12 protein-coding genes are annotated in these 15,450 nt (G+C 62.9%); 5 read left to right on the plus strand and 7 right to left on the minus strand.

Annotated elements, in window-relative coordinates:
- Positions 1-118: 118 nt before the first annotated feature.
- The 3 genes from IPK59_00005 to IPK59_00015 form a co-directional block, all read right to left on the minus strand.
- Positions 119-2,380, minus strand: coding sequence for a hypothetical protein (locus IPK59_00005; protein MBK8157250.1), 2,262 nt, complete (start codon positions 2,378-2,380; stop codon positions 119-121).
- A gap of 219 nt (positions 2,381-2,599) precedes the next feature.
- On the minus strand, positions 2,600-3,004 hold the full coding sequence (locus IPK59_00010) for a hypothetical protein (protein ID MBK8157251.1): 405 nt from the start codon (positions 3,002-3,004) through the stop codon (positions 2,600-2,602).
- Positions 3,005-3,205: 201 nt separating this feature from the next.
- Positions 3,206-3,517 (minus strand): hypothetical protein, encoded by a 312-nt coding sequence (locus tag IPK59_00015; protein ID MBK8157252.1) that lies wholly within the window; start codon positions 3,515-3,517, stop codon positions 3,206-3,208.
- Positions 3,518-4,222: 705 nt separating this feature from the next.
- On the opposite strand from IPK59_00015, the gene IPK59_00020 reads away from it, so the two are divergent.
- From IPK59_00020 to IPK59_00035, 4 genes are read left to right on the plus strand one after another with little or no spacing between them, the layout of a single operon-like run.
- The gene (locus IPK59_00020; protein MBK8157253.1) at positions 4,223-5,569 is read left to right on the plus strand and encodes a hypothetical protein; all 1,347 of its coding nucleotides are present in this window, start codon (positions 4,223-4,225) and stop codon (positions 5,567-5,569) included.
- Positions 5,526-6,140, plus strand: a complete 615-nt coding sequence (locus IPK59_00025) for a hypothetical protein (GenBank protein ID MBK8157254.1) — start codon at positions 5,526-5,528, stop codon at positions 6,138-6,140. The genes IPK59_00020 and IPK59_00025 overlap by 44 nt, the downstream gene beginning before the upstream one ends.
- Positions 6,127-7,200: a tetratricopeptide repeat protein gene (locus IPK59_00030; GenBank protein ID MBK8157255.1), complete on the plus strand. Its 1,074-nt coding sequence runs from the start codon at positions 6,127-6,129 to the stop codon at positions 7,198-7,200. The genes IPK59_00025 and IPK59_00030 overlap by 14 nt, the downstream gene beginning before the upstream one ends.
- 12 nt (positions 7,201-7,212) lie before the next feature.
- Positions 7,213-10,125 (plus strand): tetratricopeptide repeat protein, encoded by a 2,913-nt coding sequence (locus IPK59_00035; GenBank protein MBK8157256.1) that lies wholly within the window; start codon positions 7,213-7,215, stop codon positions 10,123-10,125.
- A 64-nt stretch (positions 10,126-10,189) separates the two neighbouring features.
- Here IPK59_00035 and IPK59_00040 read toward each other — a convergent pair whose 3' ends face one another.
- Complete coding sequence (locus IPK59_00040; protein MBK8157257.1) at positions 10,190-12,430, minus strand: hypothetical protein; 2,241 nt, start codon at positions 12,428-12,430, stop codon at positions 10,190-10,192.
- A gap of 495 nt (positions 12,431-12,925) precedes the next feature.
- Here IPK59_00040 and IPK59_00045 point away from each other — a divergent pair, with 495 nt between their 5' ends.
- Positions 12,926-13,459 carry a hypothetical protein gene (locus IPK59_00045; protein ID MBK8157258.1) on the plus strand — a complete coding sequence of 178 codons (534 nt, stop codon included), beginning with the start codon at positions 12,926-12,928 and terminating at the stop codon, positions 13,457-13,459.
- Positions 13,460-13,498: 39 nt separating this feature from the next.
- Here the strand turns inward: IPK59_00045 and IPK59_00050 are convergent, their stop codons facing one another.
- Genes IPK59_00050 through IPK59_00060 form a run of 3 tightly spaced genes read right to left on the minus strand, consistent with a single transcriptional unit; the run spans position 13,499 to position 15,419 of the window.
- The gene (locus IPK59_00050; GenBank protein ID MBK8157259.1) at positions 13,499-13,936 is read right to left on the minus strand and encodes a hypothetical protein; all 438 of its coding nucleotides are present in this window, start codon (positions 13,934-13,936) and stop codon (positions 13,499-13,501) included.
- Positions 13,936-14,253, minus strand: a complete 318-nt coding sequence (locus IPK59_00055; protein MBK8157260.1) for a rod-binding protein — start codon at positions 14,251-14,253, stop codon at positions 13,936-13,938. The genes IPK59_00050 and IPK59_00055 overlap by 1 nt, the downstream gene beginning before the upstream one ends.
- Before the next feature lie 2 nt (positions 14,254-14,255).
- Positions 14,256-15,419, minus strand: a complete 1,164-nt coding sequence (locus IPK59_00060) for a flagellar basal body P-ring protein FlgI (protein ID MBK8157261.1) — start codon at positions 15,417-15,419, stop codon at positions 14,256-14,258.
- Between the last annotated feature and the right edge of the window lie 31 nt (positions 15,420-15,450).

The following is a 15,450-nucleotide window of genomic DNA, read 5'->3' on the forward strand; positions in this document are numbered from 1 at the left end:
TCTGGGTGGTTCTGGCTGCCCGCTGGCCGAATGGTTTTCCTGCCGGCGCGATGACCTGCGTGAGAAGGGCGGGCGACGGCATTGCTGCCGCCGCCCAATCCTACTCAACCACCAGCGATTAGAACAATCGCAGAATGGCCTGCTGCGCCTGGTTGGCGAGCGAAAGTGCAATCGTACCCAACTGCTGCTTCGTCTGCAGGGTCAGGATGTTCGCACCTTCCTCGTTCTGATCCGCCTGGATCAGCTTGTTGGCGCCGTCCGTCAGCACATCCGCGAATTCCTTGGTATAGCTTTCGCGGGTCTGAATGACGTTGAGGTTGGTACTCAGGTTCGACGAGGCCGATCTGAGGGTCAGTTTCGCCGCGTCCAGCTGACTGATCGCGTTGTCGATATCAGCTCGATCACTCCAGTTGTTCTGGGCGAAATCGAGCCTCAAGCCCTGGCCGTCCGTGCGGACGTTCTGGGAGACAACGGTCACCGTGCTGGAGCGGGTTTCGTTCAACTGCACCGTCAGGTTGTTCGCATCGGTCGCATCGACCAGCTGCTTCGTCGTGATGTCGGCCGTCTGACCGGTGTTCGCCGGGCGGACGTCAAACTTCGCTTCGCGGGGAGCGTTGTATTCACCGCGAATCTTCACTTCGAAGCTGCCGGTAACGTCACCAGTTGAGATTGAGTTGGTGATACCAACCGAGCTCGTCTCGAAGGTGATCGTGGCACCGTCATTCACGCCACCCGCCAGGGTGACGGCGAAGGAGTTGGTACCGCGCAGGTCCACGTCGGTCTTGGTGAAAGTACCACCCAGGCCGTCCGTGAACGTGATCGTCGCGGCACTGGCAGTGCCCGTGACCGTGGCGGTCAGCTTCGTCACGCTGTTGTCGAGGAAGCCGCTGACGCTGCTTACCGCCGACACGGCATCGCTGGAGAGCCCACTGAGACCAGTCGAGGTCTTGGTGGTGTTCACTTCAGTGATGGCCGCCGCCGTCGCCGTGGTGATGTACTTGAGATCACCAAAGTTCAGGTTGAGGTTGAACTGAGCGGAAGAGGCAAGACCAACGCCGGCAGCGAAAGATACGTTGCTGGCATTGCCGGTGCTGACGACGACATTGGCACTTGTCGTTGCGCCGGCACCCGTCAGCTGCACGCTGTAATTGTCGAACTGGTTCGTCGTGTAGTTGAACGACGTTGCGTTCGCCTTCAGCGTGTAGGTTTCCGCCGCACTGATGGCGCCGCCATTGTTGTCCGGCGTGCCAACGATGAGGGCCGCACCCGTGCCATAGGACGTGCCGATGGCGTCGGAGTACTTCGCTGCCTGCAGGATCTGACGCTGGTCAACCGTGACGCGCGCCGAGCCTGAATCAAAGGCGAAGGAGTTTCGCCGTTGGCGACCTTGCCCCTGACCGAGGAGGTTGAGACCATCGCGGGTGATGGTTTCGCCATTCTCGTTGGTGGCAACGATCTGCAGGTTCACGTTCTTCTCGATCACCGACGTACCGACACCGACGGTGTCCGGAACGTCTTCGATCGCGTCGAAATCGACGTCGAACGAGATGTTCGTGCCGCTGTTGAAAGACGCCGCGAACCGGAGCACGTCGCCACGGACCTTGGCTTCGTCAAACTGCGAAACGGTGAAGGTCTGCGTGATCGTGGCTTCGCCTTCGGTAACCGTGAAGGTCTTGTCCTTGCCGACGCCGCCCGACAACTTGATCGAAATCGAGTCGAGGTTGGAGACGGTGGTGGACGCGAAGCCGTTGATCACCAGATTGCTGACACCGCGCGCCTGTTTGGCATTCGCGATATCGTTGGTGGCACCGCTGATGGCGCCATCGCCGGTGACGGAGATGGTGTATTCGTCAGCGCTGACGACATTGGTGGCGCGGGCGCCACTGATGCCCTGGATGGCGTTGACCGAGGTCTTGCTGGAGGCGGTGGCATCGAGGCGGAGGCCGCTGCCGACCAGCAGGTTCTTACCGGCATAGTTGGCGTCGTTCGCGAGCGAGTCGATCTGACGAAGGACGCCGTTGAACGAATTGGCCAAGCTGTTGCGCAGCTTCACGGAATTGGCATCGTTGCCCAACGAACCCAGAGCCTGGGTCGTCAGACCGCGCGCCTGTTCGACCAGGGCTTCGATCTTGGAAATGCCGGTATCGGCACCCTTGATCGTGGAGATGGCCTGACCGATGCCGTCCTTGAGGCCGGTGAGATCGCCAGCGCGCTGGGTAAGGCCCTTGGCAGCGAAGAAGCTGGCCGGACCGTCCAGAGCGGAGTTGATCTTGTTGCCGGTCGCAAGGCGCAACTGGGTACGCTCGAGCTTAACGGTAGTGTCTTGCAGCAGCAGCAGGTTGCTGCGAATGCCAGACGAAAGTTGGATCTCGTTAGCCATGTAGTAATCCCCTTTGGAGATTGAGTTGCCGCCGGCTCTTTGAGCCAACGCACCATCCTGAATGGACGGCTCCAGGTAGGAAGCAATTTCCTTGCCAGACGGTAGAATCTGCCGGATAGGTCTTAAAACATCGATAAACGGTCGAATATCAATAGATTAACAGCGTGTTAACTACCATTTTTGCCCGGCAAGATTTGCCGGTTCGGCAAGAAATTCTCGTTAATTCTTGTTAACATCGGCAAGATTTGCCCTGCGGCAATCCCACCGGCCGGGCAGGCGAGTTGCACGATTCTTGCTTAAGAAGTTGCTCAATCGGCGACCTTTGGCGGGTTCCGCTGCTACACTCGAAAAATTGGCGTGGGTCAGATGGATACGATCATGACAGGGAATGTGCCCGGGAATTTGCCTGGGCAGGGTGTCGCAGGGGGGCAGGTCAGCCCGGCAGTGCGCCAGCAGGCGGAAGCGCTGCGGCGACATGCCGCCCATCTCCACGCCGCGCAAAGGATGGACGAGGTCGAGACCTGCCTGCGCCGCCTGCTGGAACTGCTGCCCGACGATCCGCAGACCCTTTACAACCTTGCCATCCTGCACCGCGAACGCAATGAGCTGGGCGCTGCCGAACACAATCTGCGCAAGCTGATCGATATCGATCCCGACTATATCGATGCCTATCAGACGCTGGGCATCATCTACTATTCGACCCGACAGCTGCTGAAAGCGATCCGCACCTACGAGATGGGTCTGGCCCGGGCGCCCACGCGCCTGCCCCTGCTGGCCGGGCTGCTGATCGCGCGCCTGTCCGAGCGCGTGCCGGCTGAAATCGAATCAGTCTGTCGCCGCATCCTCGACATCGACCATGAAAATCCCGACGCCAACACCTTTCTTGCCTGGTCGATCATCGTGCTGGGCCAGGATCTGGGCGAGGCGCTGGAATGCGTCGATCGCGCCCTGGCGCGTGATCCGCAGCATGCCCAGGCCAAGGCCATGCGCTATCAGACCCTGATGGCGATGGGGCGCGAGGCAGAGGCTGGCCTTGTCTGGGTGGAAATGGCGGAACGTGCCGCCCATGACTGGGACTTCGCCAGGAATGTCGGCCTGATCGCCGCACAGTTGCGCAAGAAGACGCCTGACCGACATCACCAACATTTACCTGCAGCACAACCCGGACGACGCCAGCGCCATCGGGCACATGGCGACGTTGGTCATGATGGATGGCGATTTTCTCACCGGCCAGGAACTGACCAAGCGGGCAATCGAGGTTCTGCCGGACAATATGATCCTGCGCATGACGCTGGCGCTGAGCTCTTTCCGGCTGAAGGAATTCGAGACCTTCCACAAATACCATTGGACACGTTGGCAGCGCGACGGCGCCGAGCCGCGGTGGCAGCTGGACGTGCCGGAATGGGACGGGCAGCCGCTGCCGGAAAAGGCGGTGGTCATCTACAGCGAGCAGGGCGTCGGCGACCACATCATGTGGGCGTCCTTCCTGCCGGCGGTGCAATCGCGGGCGACCCGCGTCTATGTCGAGACCAATGTGCGGCTCAACTCGCTCTTTGCCCGAAGTTTCCCGGAATATGCCGTGGTGACGCGCGAGTTCCTGCCCGGCAACTGGAACACGCGTACCATCGGTGGCCAGGCATCGGCGGCCGACCTGCCGCAATTGCTGGATCTGAGTTTCGAGAATGTCCCGGGGCGCGAGGGCTTCCTCATCGCCGATCCAACCTTGATGCTGAAGTTGCGCGCGCGCTACCAGGAGATGTTTCCGGGCAAGAAGTTGGTGGGAATATCGTGGCGCAGCGGCAATCGCGACAGCGCCGCCATCCGGTCGCTGGAATTGGCGCAATGGGGCCCCATCTTGCCAACCCGGATTGCGTCTTCATCAACCTGCAATACGGCGATGTCTCGCGCGATGTCGATTTCGTGCGGCAGGAGATGGGGGTCGAGATCTATTGGGACAAGGAGATCAACCCGCTCGGCAATATGGACCCGTTCGTGGCCCAGATCGCCGCCCTCGATCTGGTCATCTCGGTCGACAACAGCACGATTCATTTTGCCGGCGCGGTCGGCAAGCCGACCTGGGCCATGCTGCCGGTCAACTCCGACTGGCGCTGGCTGAGAGAGACCAGGGAAGCCTTGTGGTATGCGAGCCTCGAGCTCTTCCGCCAGCAGCCGGATGCCGGCTGGGATCCGATCGTCGACGAGATCGCCGGCCGGTTGCGCCGTGTGAGCGAAGCGGATCTGGCCAAGGCCCATGTGGCGATGCTGCACCGCTGCGGCGCCCATGCGTTCCGCTACGGCCGCCTCGACGTGGCCGAGGACTATTACCGATCCCTTCTCACCCTCGGCCAGTATCGCGCCGAAGCGCTGCATGTGGTCGGGCATTGCGCACGCATTGCCGGCCATCCCAAGGACGCGGTGGCGATTGCCGCCGGCGCATTCGAACTGGCGCCCGATATGGTGGACTATCGTGCCGAGCTGGCGCTGGCGCTCGATGCCTGCGGCGAGGGAGATCGCGCCGAGCGCATCACGCGTGACGCCCTGAAGCATGACGGGAAGAATGCCAACGCGCTCCTCGCCATGGGTCGGATCCTGTGCCGGCACAACCGCCAGACCGAGGCCACGGACTACTTCGCGCGCGTACTGCGCAACGATCCCAAGCATGTCGAAGCGCGCACGGCACTGGCGCAGGCGCAGGCGATCCAGGGCGAGTGGGAGCTCGCGAAGAAGAATTTCACCACGGCCATCAACCACGCGCCGCTCGACGCGCAATCGCATATCCGCTTTGCCGAAGCTGCATTGCAGATGGGTGATTATGCCACCGGCTGGGAGCATTTCCGGTGGCGCTTCCGGGTCCGGCTTTTCCGATTTGCCGCCGCATCTCGCCATGCTCGACCAGGGGCACCATCCAGCCGCCTGGGAAACCGGCAATTTGCGCCGCGCGCGCCTGCATCTGCGCGCCGAGCGCGCGCTGTTCGAACAGCTGCTGCTTGCCAGCCTGCTGCCCGATGTGCTGGGCGAAACCCGCGCCATCGTGGCAGAGGCAGATGCCGCCTTGCTGCCGCTGCTGCAGGCCGTCAATTCGAAGATCACCTTCCTGGAGATCGGCGCGGTGACATTGCCGATCCTGCAGGCCGCGAAGATTTCGATGACGTCCAGCCTGGGCGACCTCGCGCGACGGTTCCGGCCTGACGCCGAGTCCTTTCCCGGCAAGCCGTGGCTTGCCGGTGCCGACCAGACCAAGACTGCCCAGTTCCGCCATGACTACCAGCAGTGCTTCCCGCAACGTCCCCTGGTCGGCCTTTCCTGGCGCCAGGAGGCTGGCGACGACGAGAAGCTGTTGGCCCCCCTGCAGCCGCTGTTCAACGACCAGCGGATGGGCATCGTCTCGATCCAGCGCGGCGCCGATCGCGGCCGCCTGTCGACCATCGCCGCGGAAACAGGCTGCGATTTCGTGGTCGACCCCCGCGTCGATGCAAACCTGAGCCTGCTCGACTATGCCAGCCAACTGGCGGCCCTGGATATTGTCGTCGCTGCCGACGATCTCGCTGCCGCCATCGCCATGGCGCTGGGCAAACCCGTCATTAAACTGTGCCTCAGCGGCGCCGAACATTGGGCCTGGGGCTGGGCCGGAGCAAGTTGCGTTTGGGCGAGGAATGTCCGCATAATACGCGCGGCGCAAGATGGCGCTCATTGGGTTGGCGCCGTGCGCGCGGTACTGGATAGCGGGATGCTGGAAGGAGTTGGTCATGAATCGCCATGAACGCCGGGCGGCGTCGCGGACCGTAAAGGCGAAAGGCCTGGCCAAGTCCGGCGGTGGAAGCGAACAGATCAACAGCGGCATCGCCGCGATCAATGCCGGTAACCTGCGGCTGGCCGAAGAGATCTTCCGTCAGATTCTGAAGGCCGATCCCAACATGGCGGAGGCCAAGCATCAGTTGGGCACCGTGCTGGCCCGCACCGGCCGGGCCGACGAGGGCGCCCGGCTGCTGCGCGAGGCAACCGCCGCTCTGCCCAACGAAGCCCTCTATTGGAGCAATCTCGCCGCCGCCTGCTATATCGGCAACGATACCGCCGGAGCCATCGAGGCGGCGCGCCGCGCCGTGTCGCTGCAACCTGATTATGGATTGGCGTGGGACAATCTCGGCTCAGCCCTCATGGACAGCCGGGATTTCGCCGAGGCGATCCGCGCTTGCGACAAGGCGATCGAACATGGTGCCGGCGATGTCGAAACGCTGAAACGTCTCTCCGGCTGCTATTTCGGCGCTCAGGATTACGGCAACGCCATTCGCGTCATGCGCGAAATCTTGGCCAATCATGGTGACGATCCGGAGATCATGGCCAGTCTTGGCGCCGCCCTGATCGAGGCGCAGGACTACATTGCCGCGCGCGATACGCTGGCCAAGGCGGCCGGCATCTCCCCGGACCATTTCCCGACGGCCTATCATTACGGCCGCGTTCTGCGCTTGACCGGCGACATGACGGCGGCCCTACGATGGCTGCGTCGCGCCACGTCGGCCGATCCGCGCAATCCTGTTGCCTGGCGTGATCTCGCAGATGCCTTGTTCGAAAGCGGGGACATCGAAAATGCCAAAGTCGCGATCGAACGCGCGGTAAGTCTTGAACCGAACGCGACCTCGATCCGGGAACTGGCGACGCGGATCCTCGGCCCCAGCGCGGCGGAGGAGCCGGTCTTCAACCTGGACCTGCCGGCCCTGGGTTTGTTCGCGCCGATGCAGCTCGCGACCGCCAAGGAACCCGGCGCGCCCGAACCCGATGAATCCGGCGTCGTGGACCTCAGCATTCTCAAAATCGGAGCCTGATCGGCAGCGACGATGGCTGCCGGACAGAGTGACCAGATCGACGGCTGGCTACAGGCTGCCCGCGATACCTATGCCCGCGGAGAGCACGATGCGGCCCTCGCAGCCTATGACCGCATTCTCGCCATAGCGCCGGACGAGCCGCGCGCCCTGTGCCTGCGTGGGCTGATCTATCGGGATCGCGGTGATATCCTCGCCGCCGAGCGCGACTTCCGCCGCGCTGTAAAAGTGGCGCCCGACATGCCGCTTACCTATCAATTGCTGGGCGACCTGTTGCACAATGCCAAGCATCTGGTGATGGCGGCCGACATCTATGAGCAGGGTCTGGTATGCGACCCCAGCAACCTGCCGATCCTCGGCAACCTCGCGCATACCAGATTGGGCCTTGGCCATTACGCGGCCTGCCTCGAGCTCAGCCGGCGCGTGGTCGGGCAGGACTCAGGACAGCAGGAATCGTGGTTCCGCATCGGTGCCTCACTCTGTCAGCTGCAGCGCTATGACGAAGCGGTGGCCCCCCTGCGCAAGGCGGTGGCGCAGAAACCTGACTGCCTGCGCAGCCGCGCCGCCTTGTGCGTGGCCCTGCAGCAGAGCGGCAAAGGCGCGGCGGCGGTGGAGGAGATGACCGCCGCGGCTCCCTATGTCGAAAAGAACTTTGACTATCTGACCCAGTTCAATGAGGTGCTGGCCTGGCTCAACAGCACAGAGACGGCATTGCAGGTGCTGCGCGCCTACCTCGATCGCCATCCGGACAATGCCGGGGCCTGGAATCTGCTGGCCAAGCTCTACATCGTTTCCGGCCAGGAGCGGGAAGGCAATGCGCTGCTGGAGAAGGCGGCCGCGCTGGCGCCCCAGGATGCGGATATCCAGCTGACTCTTGGCCTGCAGCAGGTGAAGTTCGGCGACTACCATGCGGGCCTCGTGCGCTATCGCAAACGCTGGGAAAAGCCGCAGCTCGATCCCAGGGAAGGTTGGTGGGACATTCCAGCCCCGGTCTGGGACGGCACGGCGCTGCCGGCCGGTGCGCTGCAGATCTGGACTGAGCAGGGTATCGGGGATCTCGCCATGTTCGCCGGATGCTTCGACCTGCTGCCCGACCTCGCGCCGCGCGTCATGCTGGAGACGATCAGCCGCTTCCGTGGGCTGATGCAACGCTCATTCCCCTGGGCCGAGATCTACCAGCGCGACCAGTTGCCAGCGGACTTCGTGCGAGCGCTGGACGTACGGGCACATGCGCCGATCGGCGATTTGCCGCTGCTGCTGGGCCTCGATCTTGAGAACCTGCCGTCCCGCGACGGCTATCTTATCCCGGATGCGACAAACACATGGCGTCTGCGGGAACGCTATCTTGCGCAGTTTCCCGGTCGGCTCATCGTCGGCATCTCGTGGCGCAGCGGCAACAAGACCAGCGCCACCACGCGATCGGCCGAACTCGACCTGTGGCGTGAAATCCTCGCCGACAAGAGATGCGGCTTCGTTTCGCTGCAATATGGCGCGGTCGGCGGTGAGATCGCGGCGACAAATGCCGCGTTCGGCAGCGACATCTTTCACGATCCGGAGATCGATCCGCTCATCGACCTCGATCAATTCGCAGCCCAGGTCGCCGCCGTCGATCTCGTCATCTCGGTCGATAACAGCACGGTGCATTTCGCCGGCGCCCTCGGCAAGCGGGTATGGATCCTGCTGCCCCGTATTGCCGACTGGCGCTGGCTCGATGGCCGCGACGATTCCATCTGGTATGCCAAGGCGCGACTGTTCCGTCAGCCATCGCCATCGGCCTGGGCGGCGGTCATGCCCAAGGTCGCGGCTGCGCTGGCGCTACATGAGAAGAGTGTTGCGCGGGCAGACCTCGTCGCCATGATGCGGCGCTGCGCGGATCAGCTGGCCTATCTCGGGCAATCTGCCGATGCCGAGGTATTCCTGCGCCGCATCCTGCAGATGGATGCCGAGGACGCCGCCGCGCTGAACGGCCTCGGCCGCATCGGCCTCGCCACCGGTCATGTGGCGGAGGCGCTGCCCTTTCTGGCACGTGCCGCCTTTCTGGCGCCGCAGCGGATCGACTATCACTGTGACCTCGCGCGCGCCGCCCCTGTCGCGGCCGATCGTAGCGGCGGGCTGCCGGACTGGTCGCCCGGCGCAGAGCAGCAGCGGCGTCTCTATCTGTGGTCCGAGGGAATCCTGGCCCAGGATATTGCGGCCAGCGCCGCTTTGGGCGGATTGCGGGCTGAACTCGACGCGCTCGCGGTCGCCTGCCATCCCGCCTTGATGCCTTTGCTGGCACGTCAGGACCGGCGCCTCAGCGTGTTTTCCCTCGATGATGTGAGCGCAGAGGATCTGGCCGGGCTGGAATTGTCGGCCCAGGCGCCGCTGGCCGCCCTGCAGCTTGCCGAGACAGTCAATGCAGGACCCTGGCTGCGTGCCGATCCGGCTCGGGTCGCCGAGCAACGCGCAATCAACCGCGCACAGTTCGGATCAAGCCTCGTGCTTGGGGTGGTGGTGCAGCAGGAAGGAAGCTGGGCAGGCGTTCCGGGCGCCAGCTGGGCCAGCTTGCCGCCCGATCTCTGCGCCGCCCTGTCGGCATTGCCCGATGTCGGAATCGTCGTCCTGGGCAATGCGGCGCTATGGCCGGCGGCAATTGGGCCGGGGATACGCGTCGATCCACGTCTCGATCTTGGCAGCCGCGCCGACAATTTTGCGGCCGCACTCGCCACGATGGATCTGGTGATCGCCGTAGAGAGCGCAGCGGCCTGGCTGGCGGCGGCTCTTGGACAGCCGGTCTTTCTGTGCCAGGGCCGCTCCGGCTGGGAGATGGAGCCGGCCCTTCCCGCCGCGGCGGTGTTTCGGCAATCGTCGAACGGGTCCTGGGTACGCGCGACAGCCGAGCTGATGGATGCCGTCGGCGCTTTCCAGCGCGGCTCCGGGCAAAAATAATCCCGGCCCAGCGGGAGCGAATCGCTGGGCCGGGTTTGCTAGGACCCGATCGGGGGATCGGAGCCTAGAACAGACGCAGGATGGCCTGCTGCGCCTGATTGGCAAGACTGAGCGAGATGGTGCCAAGCTGCTGACGAGTCTGCAGCTGCAGCATGTTGGCGCCTTCTTCGTTCTGATCGGCGACCACCAGCTTGTTGGCGCCTTCCGCCAGCACGTCCATGAACTCCTTCGTGTAACTGAGCCTGGTCGTGATGACGTCGAGATTGTTGTTGAGCGCAGAGGCCGAGGATCGCAGCCTGATCTTGGCAGCCTCCAGCATCGTGGCGGCATTGTCGATGTCGGCGCGGTCCAGCCATTCGTTCTGAGCAAAGTCGATAGCCAGGCCTTGGCCGTCGGTCTGCAGATTCTGGCTCACCACCGTGATCTGGTTGGTATTGGTCTCGTTCAGCTGCACCGTCATGTTGTTCTGATCGGTGCCGTCGGTCACCTGCACCGTCGACAATGTCGAGGTGAAGCCGGCCTGGGCCGCGCGTTGGTCGAACTTCAGTTCATCCGGCGCCGTGAACTGACCAATCGCATTGTAGCGGACGTTCGATTCGGAATCCGTCCGCAGATTGCCGGGGTTCACCGTCAGCTGGATGATGGCCCCGTCATTGGGTCCGCCGACCACTGAAAAGACGAGAGTCGCTGAGGTTGCGAACGAGGTGCCGGTGATGACCGTGGCCTTGCCGCCATAGCCGTCGTCCAGGGCAAAGGTTGCCTGGACGTCGTCAGTCTTCACCGTGAAGTTGAGGCTGTGGGCAAGGTTGGTCGCCAATGGCGACAGGATGCTCGTCAGGCTGATGCCGGCCGCCGACAGAACGGCACCGGTGACGGCTTCGGTGGCATTCGCCTGGGTGGCGGTCGATGCCGCTGCCGTGGTGACACCGTTGAGGCCGACGCGCAGGAAGTCGATGCTGACGGTTGTGCCGCCATCGCCCGAGGCAAAGGAATAGTTGCCATCGGTGTTGACGCCGGTCGACGTGACACCACCCGGGCCGGCGACATTGACGCCGTAGGAGGTGAAGCGCCCGGAGACAAAGTCGAAATCGGCGGCCGTGGCGTCCGCGGTGACCGTAAAGGTGGCATCCGTGGCAATCGACGCCGCATTGATCGTGGGCGTACCGACGATCGCGGGGGACGCCCGGCCATAGGCCGAGCCGACCAGGGCGTCATTGAATGCCGATTGCAGGATGGTGCGTTCGTCAATGGTCAGGCGCGGAACGCCGGTGTCGAAGTTCCACGCATTCTCGCCATCGGCCAGTTTCTGCTGCCCGAGCAGGCTGCTGCCGGAACGCTGGATTTCCTGGCCAACGCCGTTGAAGTTGGAGACCGAGACTGTGACGTCGACGAATTTCTCGATCACCGAGGTGCCGAGACCGTAGGTGTCGGGAACGTCGTCGATCTCGTCGAAGTTGATATCAAAATTGATATGGGTGCCACTGACGAACTGATGGTCCAGATTCAGTGTCTGGCCGGTTGCCTTGGCGATGTCCCATTGTTCGGTGGTGAAGGTCTTGGTGAAGCTGACATCGCCTTCGGTGATCGTGAAGGTCTTGTCCTTGCCTTTGCCGCCGCTGTACTTCAGGAGGACGTTATCGAAATTGCCGGCCGTCTTGCTCTGGAAACCGGTCAGCGTCAGGTTGCTGATGCCGCGGTCGCGCTCGGCATTGGCGATGTCGCTCGCATTGCCGGAGATACGGCCCGTGCCTGTCACGTCGACGACATAGTCGTCGGCTTTGATGACCGTGGTAACGCGCGAGGCGGTAACGCCCGGGAGCGCATTGGTGGCGCTCTTGGATGAGGAGGTCGCATCCAGGCGCAGGCCGCTGCCGATTAGCAGGTTCTTGCCCTGGTAGCTCGAATCCTGGGCCAGTTTGTCGATCTGGCGGAGCAGGGTGTTGAACTGGTCGGCCAATGATTTGCGCAGCGCCATCGAGTTCGCGTCGCTGCCCAGGTTCTGATAGGCCGTGGTGATGAAGCCGCGGGCCTGTTCGACCAGTCCTTCGATCTTGGTCACGCCGACATCCGCGGCCTTGACCGTGGAGATCGACTGATCGATAGAATCCTTCAGCGTCGCCAGATCATCGGCGCGCCGGTTCAGACCCTTTGACGCAAAGTACGCGACGGGGCCGTCGATCGCACTGTTGATCTTGTTGCCGGTTGCCAGGCGCTGCTGCGTCCGGTCCAGCTTGCCGGAGATCTGCTGAAGCAACAGGAGGTTGCTGCGGATACCACCGGTCAATTGAACGTCATTGGTCGCCATCTGGGTTCTCCCGAATGTGTTCTGCGACTTCGGCGGTCGTTTTGACCGCCTTGCGGCGCCATTCGCCACGTCTCGGGAGTACTTATGCAGCTACCGTGCCAACTCATAAATTATTGTATTTAAACGAAAATATCTTGTTTTGGTGTGTGCGCTCGACCTGCAATGCCTGCCGGGTATGGCAGGATCGGCCCTGTGAGGGCGGAATCTTCTGCATGTCGCTTTTTGCCGGAAGGGCGCATTAATTGCGCCCTGGGTGCAACAAATTCAGTGGAATCGGAGAAAGCAGTCCCACAGCCTTGCACTGCGGTGTTGACTAGGCTCTTAAGCCTATTGCATATTTTGTCCGCAATCCATATCCTGGAATCTGGGTGACTTTAAATTGGTTCCGGGACTTCAGCCCTTTGGCGAAAGACTTGAACCCAACGCCTCAGATGTTTGGTCAGTGACCCAGGCGCGCTTGATGTGCGCCGGACCATAGTTAAGGGATGTTGCTGAATGGTAAATGGCGTACAGGCAGTTGGCTCGGTTGGTGGCGTGACCCCGGTTTATGCGCGGGTGTCGGCTGCTGCCGACTTGTCTGTGGAATCCGCCGAAGCCGCCGGCACCGCAGAGGCCGTTGCCGCGCAGCCTGCGGACAAGGTCGTCGCCGCTGTCGGCCAGTCGCTCCGTTACAACAGCTTTGAGTTCTCTTATCGCCAGGATTTCGGCAAGATCGTGCTGTTGCGCCAGAAGCCGGACACCGGCGAGGTCGTGCAGCAGTTTCCGTCGGAATACTATCTGCGCAAATATGCCGATAGCGAGCGCGTCGCGCGGACGGCCCAGGGGACTGCGGCCCAGGCAAATGCGGCCAGGCCCCAGGTGAAGTCGGTCGATACGGCGAGCAAATCGGTGAGCACTGAAGCTTCGGCGGCACCCAGCCCGGCGCCGGTCTCGGCTGCCGCGCCCGTGGAAGCGGCCCCAGCGATTGCTGCCGCGCCGGCTCTGCCGGGTGGCGCGGCCAGCGCCAGCCCGGTCAACCTCACCATCTGATTTAGAGATTTGTTGAGCCGCGGACCCAGGTCCGCGCGGCTACGCCCGTTGCTGCACGGCTACCGGGCAGGTGGGCGATTGGCGGCGCGACTTCGTGACGGTGCCGCGATTGTTGTAGCCGGTGACGGCGGCCCGCTTTTCATCGAGCGCCTGGACCACGGCGCGCATGACCCGCTCATTGACGTCGCGCATCGCCCGCAGGGCCCGGAGATTGTCCTGCACGGCAGCCTGGAAGCGCTCGGTCGCCTCGGTCAGCTCATCGCGCAGCGCGGAATTGACCGAGCTCAGATCCTCACCAGGTTCCTTCAGCGCCATGGTGAAGGCCTGATAGGCATCGGCCAGGGCGACCTTGTCCATCTGCAGCTGCTTCAGCTCCGTCGGTTTCAGGCTGCGCATCAGCTCAAGCTCACGCTCCATGCAGCCGATCAGCTGCGAGGTGATGGCCAGCAGCTCGGTCATCCGCGTTGTCTTGTCCATCACTGAACCTCCTGATATTGAAGCAATTGACGCTGAACGACATCGGCGATGCCCAACGCATGGGTGCGGGCGACGCTCTTGCCGAATTCCTGATTGAGCAGCGATTTGAACATCGCCTCCCCCTCGGCACCGCCGGTGATGGGGTCTGGCTCGATGTCGGACGAGATCTCGTCGAAGACCAGGCCGGCGAAGAAGGCCTCGAAATCCTCGGCCACTTTGGCGATGCCGGCAGCGTTGCGCGGCGCCGCTGTGCCGGATGCGGGGTGGTTGCCCATCTGCAGGGCGGGATCGAGCATGAGGGGGGCGAGGTCAGCCATGATCATTGCACCATGATGTCGGCCTGCATGGCGCCGGACGCCTTGATCGACTGCAGGATGGAGATGAGATCGCGCGGCCCGACGCCCAGCGAGTTGAGGCCGGCCACCAGTTCCTCAAGCGTCACGCTGTCATTGAGCACAGCCAGTTTGCGGTTCGTGTCGTCCTGAATGTCGATGTTGGTCCGAGGCACGACGGTGGTGACGCCAGTCGAAGAAAATGGTGAAGGTTGAGAGACTTGCGGCGTTTCAGTAACCCGAATGGTGAGGTTGCCCTGGGCGATTGCAACCTTGCTGATGCGCACATTCTGCCCGATCACGATCACGCCGGTATTTTCGTCGATGATGACGCGCGCCTGCTGGTCCGGTTCGACCGGCAATTGCTCGATGTCGGTGATGAGGGCGGTGGGTTCGCCGCCATACTGGCCGACATTCAACTGGACGGTGCCGGAATCGAGCGCGAAGGCGGTGCCGGAACCGACGAACTCGTTGATGGCATCGGCGATCCGGCGCGAGGTGGTGAAGTCAGGATTGCGGAGGGCGATCTTGAGTGACTGCAACTGCGAGAAATCGAACGGCACTTCGCGTTCTACGATGGCGCCGCGGGTGATCCGGCCGGAGGTCGGCACGCCGCGCACGATGGTCTCGGCTTCGCCCGTGACCTTGAAGCCGCCGATGGTGATCTGCCCTTGCCCTACGGCATAGACCTCGCCGTCGGCGCCCAGCATCGGTGTGGCGAGAAGGGTGCCGCCCTGCAGGCTGGAGGCGTCGCCGAGGGAGGCCACGGTGATATCGATTTCGGAGCCCTGGCGGGCAAAGGCTGGCAGGCTGGCCGTGACCATCACGGCCGCCACGTTCTTGGTTTCAAGATCGGCGTTGGCCTGGTTCACCTTCACGCCGAGACGTTCGAGCATGCCGATGAGGCTTTCACGGGTGAAAGGTGACTTCTTCTTCACATCGTCGCCGGTGCCGTCGAGACCGACCACCAGGCCGTAGCCGACCAGTTGGTTTTCGCGGACGCCTTCGAACTCGGCGATGTCCTTGATGCGCGAGAGCGCCATCGCCGGTGCCGCGGGCAGGATGGCGGAAAGCAGCAACGCGCATGCCGTGACGAGTGATGTCAGCCGGCGGCGGCTTTTAACTGGGCGGGTATGAAGAGTTTTCGTCATCGCTCGCTTGCTTCCACGGGTTGGATCTTTA

Source organism: Rhodospirillaceae bacterium (genome assembly GCA_016712715.1).
Taxonomy (GTDB): Bacteria; Pseudomonadota; Alphaproteobacteria; order Dongiales; family Dongiaceae; genus Dongia.

Coding starts and splice junctions, on each gene's coding strand:
- IPK59_00020 (MBK8157253.1), top strand. CDS start 4,223: ATGGGGCCCCATCTTGCCAACCCGGATTGCGTCTTCATCAACCTGCAA.
- IPK59_00005 (MBK8157250.1), bottom strand. CDS start 2,380: ATGGCTAACGAGATCCAACTTTCGTCTGGCATTCGCAGCAACCTGCTG.
- IPK59_00045 (MBK8157258.1), top strand. CDS start 12,926: ATGGTAAATGGCGTACAGGCAGTTGGCTCGGTTGGTGGCGTGACCCCG.
- IPK59_00050 (MBK8157259.1), bottom strand. CDS start 13,936: ATGGACAAGACAACGCGGATGACCGAGCTGCTGGCCATCACCTCGCAG.
- IPK59_00040 (MBK8157257.1), bottom strand. CDS start 12,430: ATGGCGACCAATGACGTTCAATTGACCGGTGGTATCCGCAGCAACCTC.
- IPK59_00055 (MBK8157260.1), bottom strand. CDS start 14,253: ATGGCTGACCTCGCCCCCCTCATGCTCGATCCCGCCCTGCAGATGGGC.
- IPK59_00035 (MBK8157256.1), top strand. CDS start 7,213: ATGGCTGCCGGACAGAGTGACCAGATCGACGGCTGGCTACAGGCTGCC.
- IPK59_00025 (MBK8157254.1), top strand. CDS start 5,526: ATGACGTCCAGCCTGGGCGACCTCGCGCGACGGTTCCGGCCTGACGCC.
- IPK59_00015 (MBK8157252.1), bottom strand. CDS start 3,517: ATGTCGGTCAGGCGTCTTCTTGCGCAACTGTGCGGCGATCAGGCCGAC.
- IPK59_00060 (MBK8157261.1), bottom strand. CDS start 15,419: ATGACGAAAACTCTTCATACCCGCCCAGTTAAAAGCCGCCGCCGGCTG.
- IPK59_00030 (MBK8157255.1), top strand. CDS start 6,127: ATGAATCGCCATGAACGCCGGGCGGCGTCGCGGACCGTAAAGGCGAAA.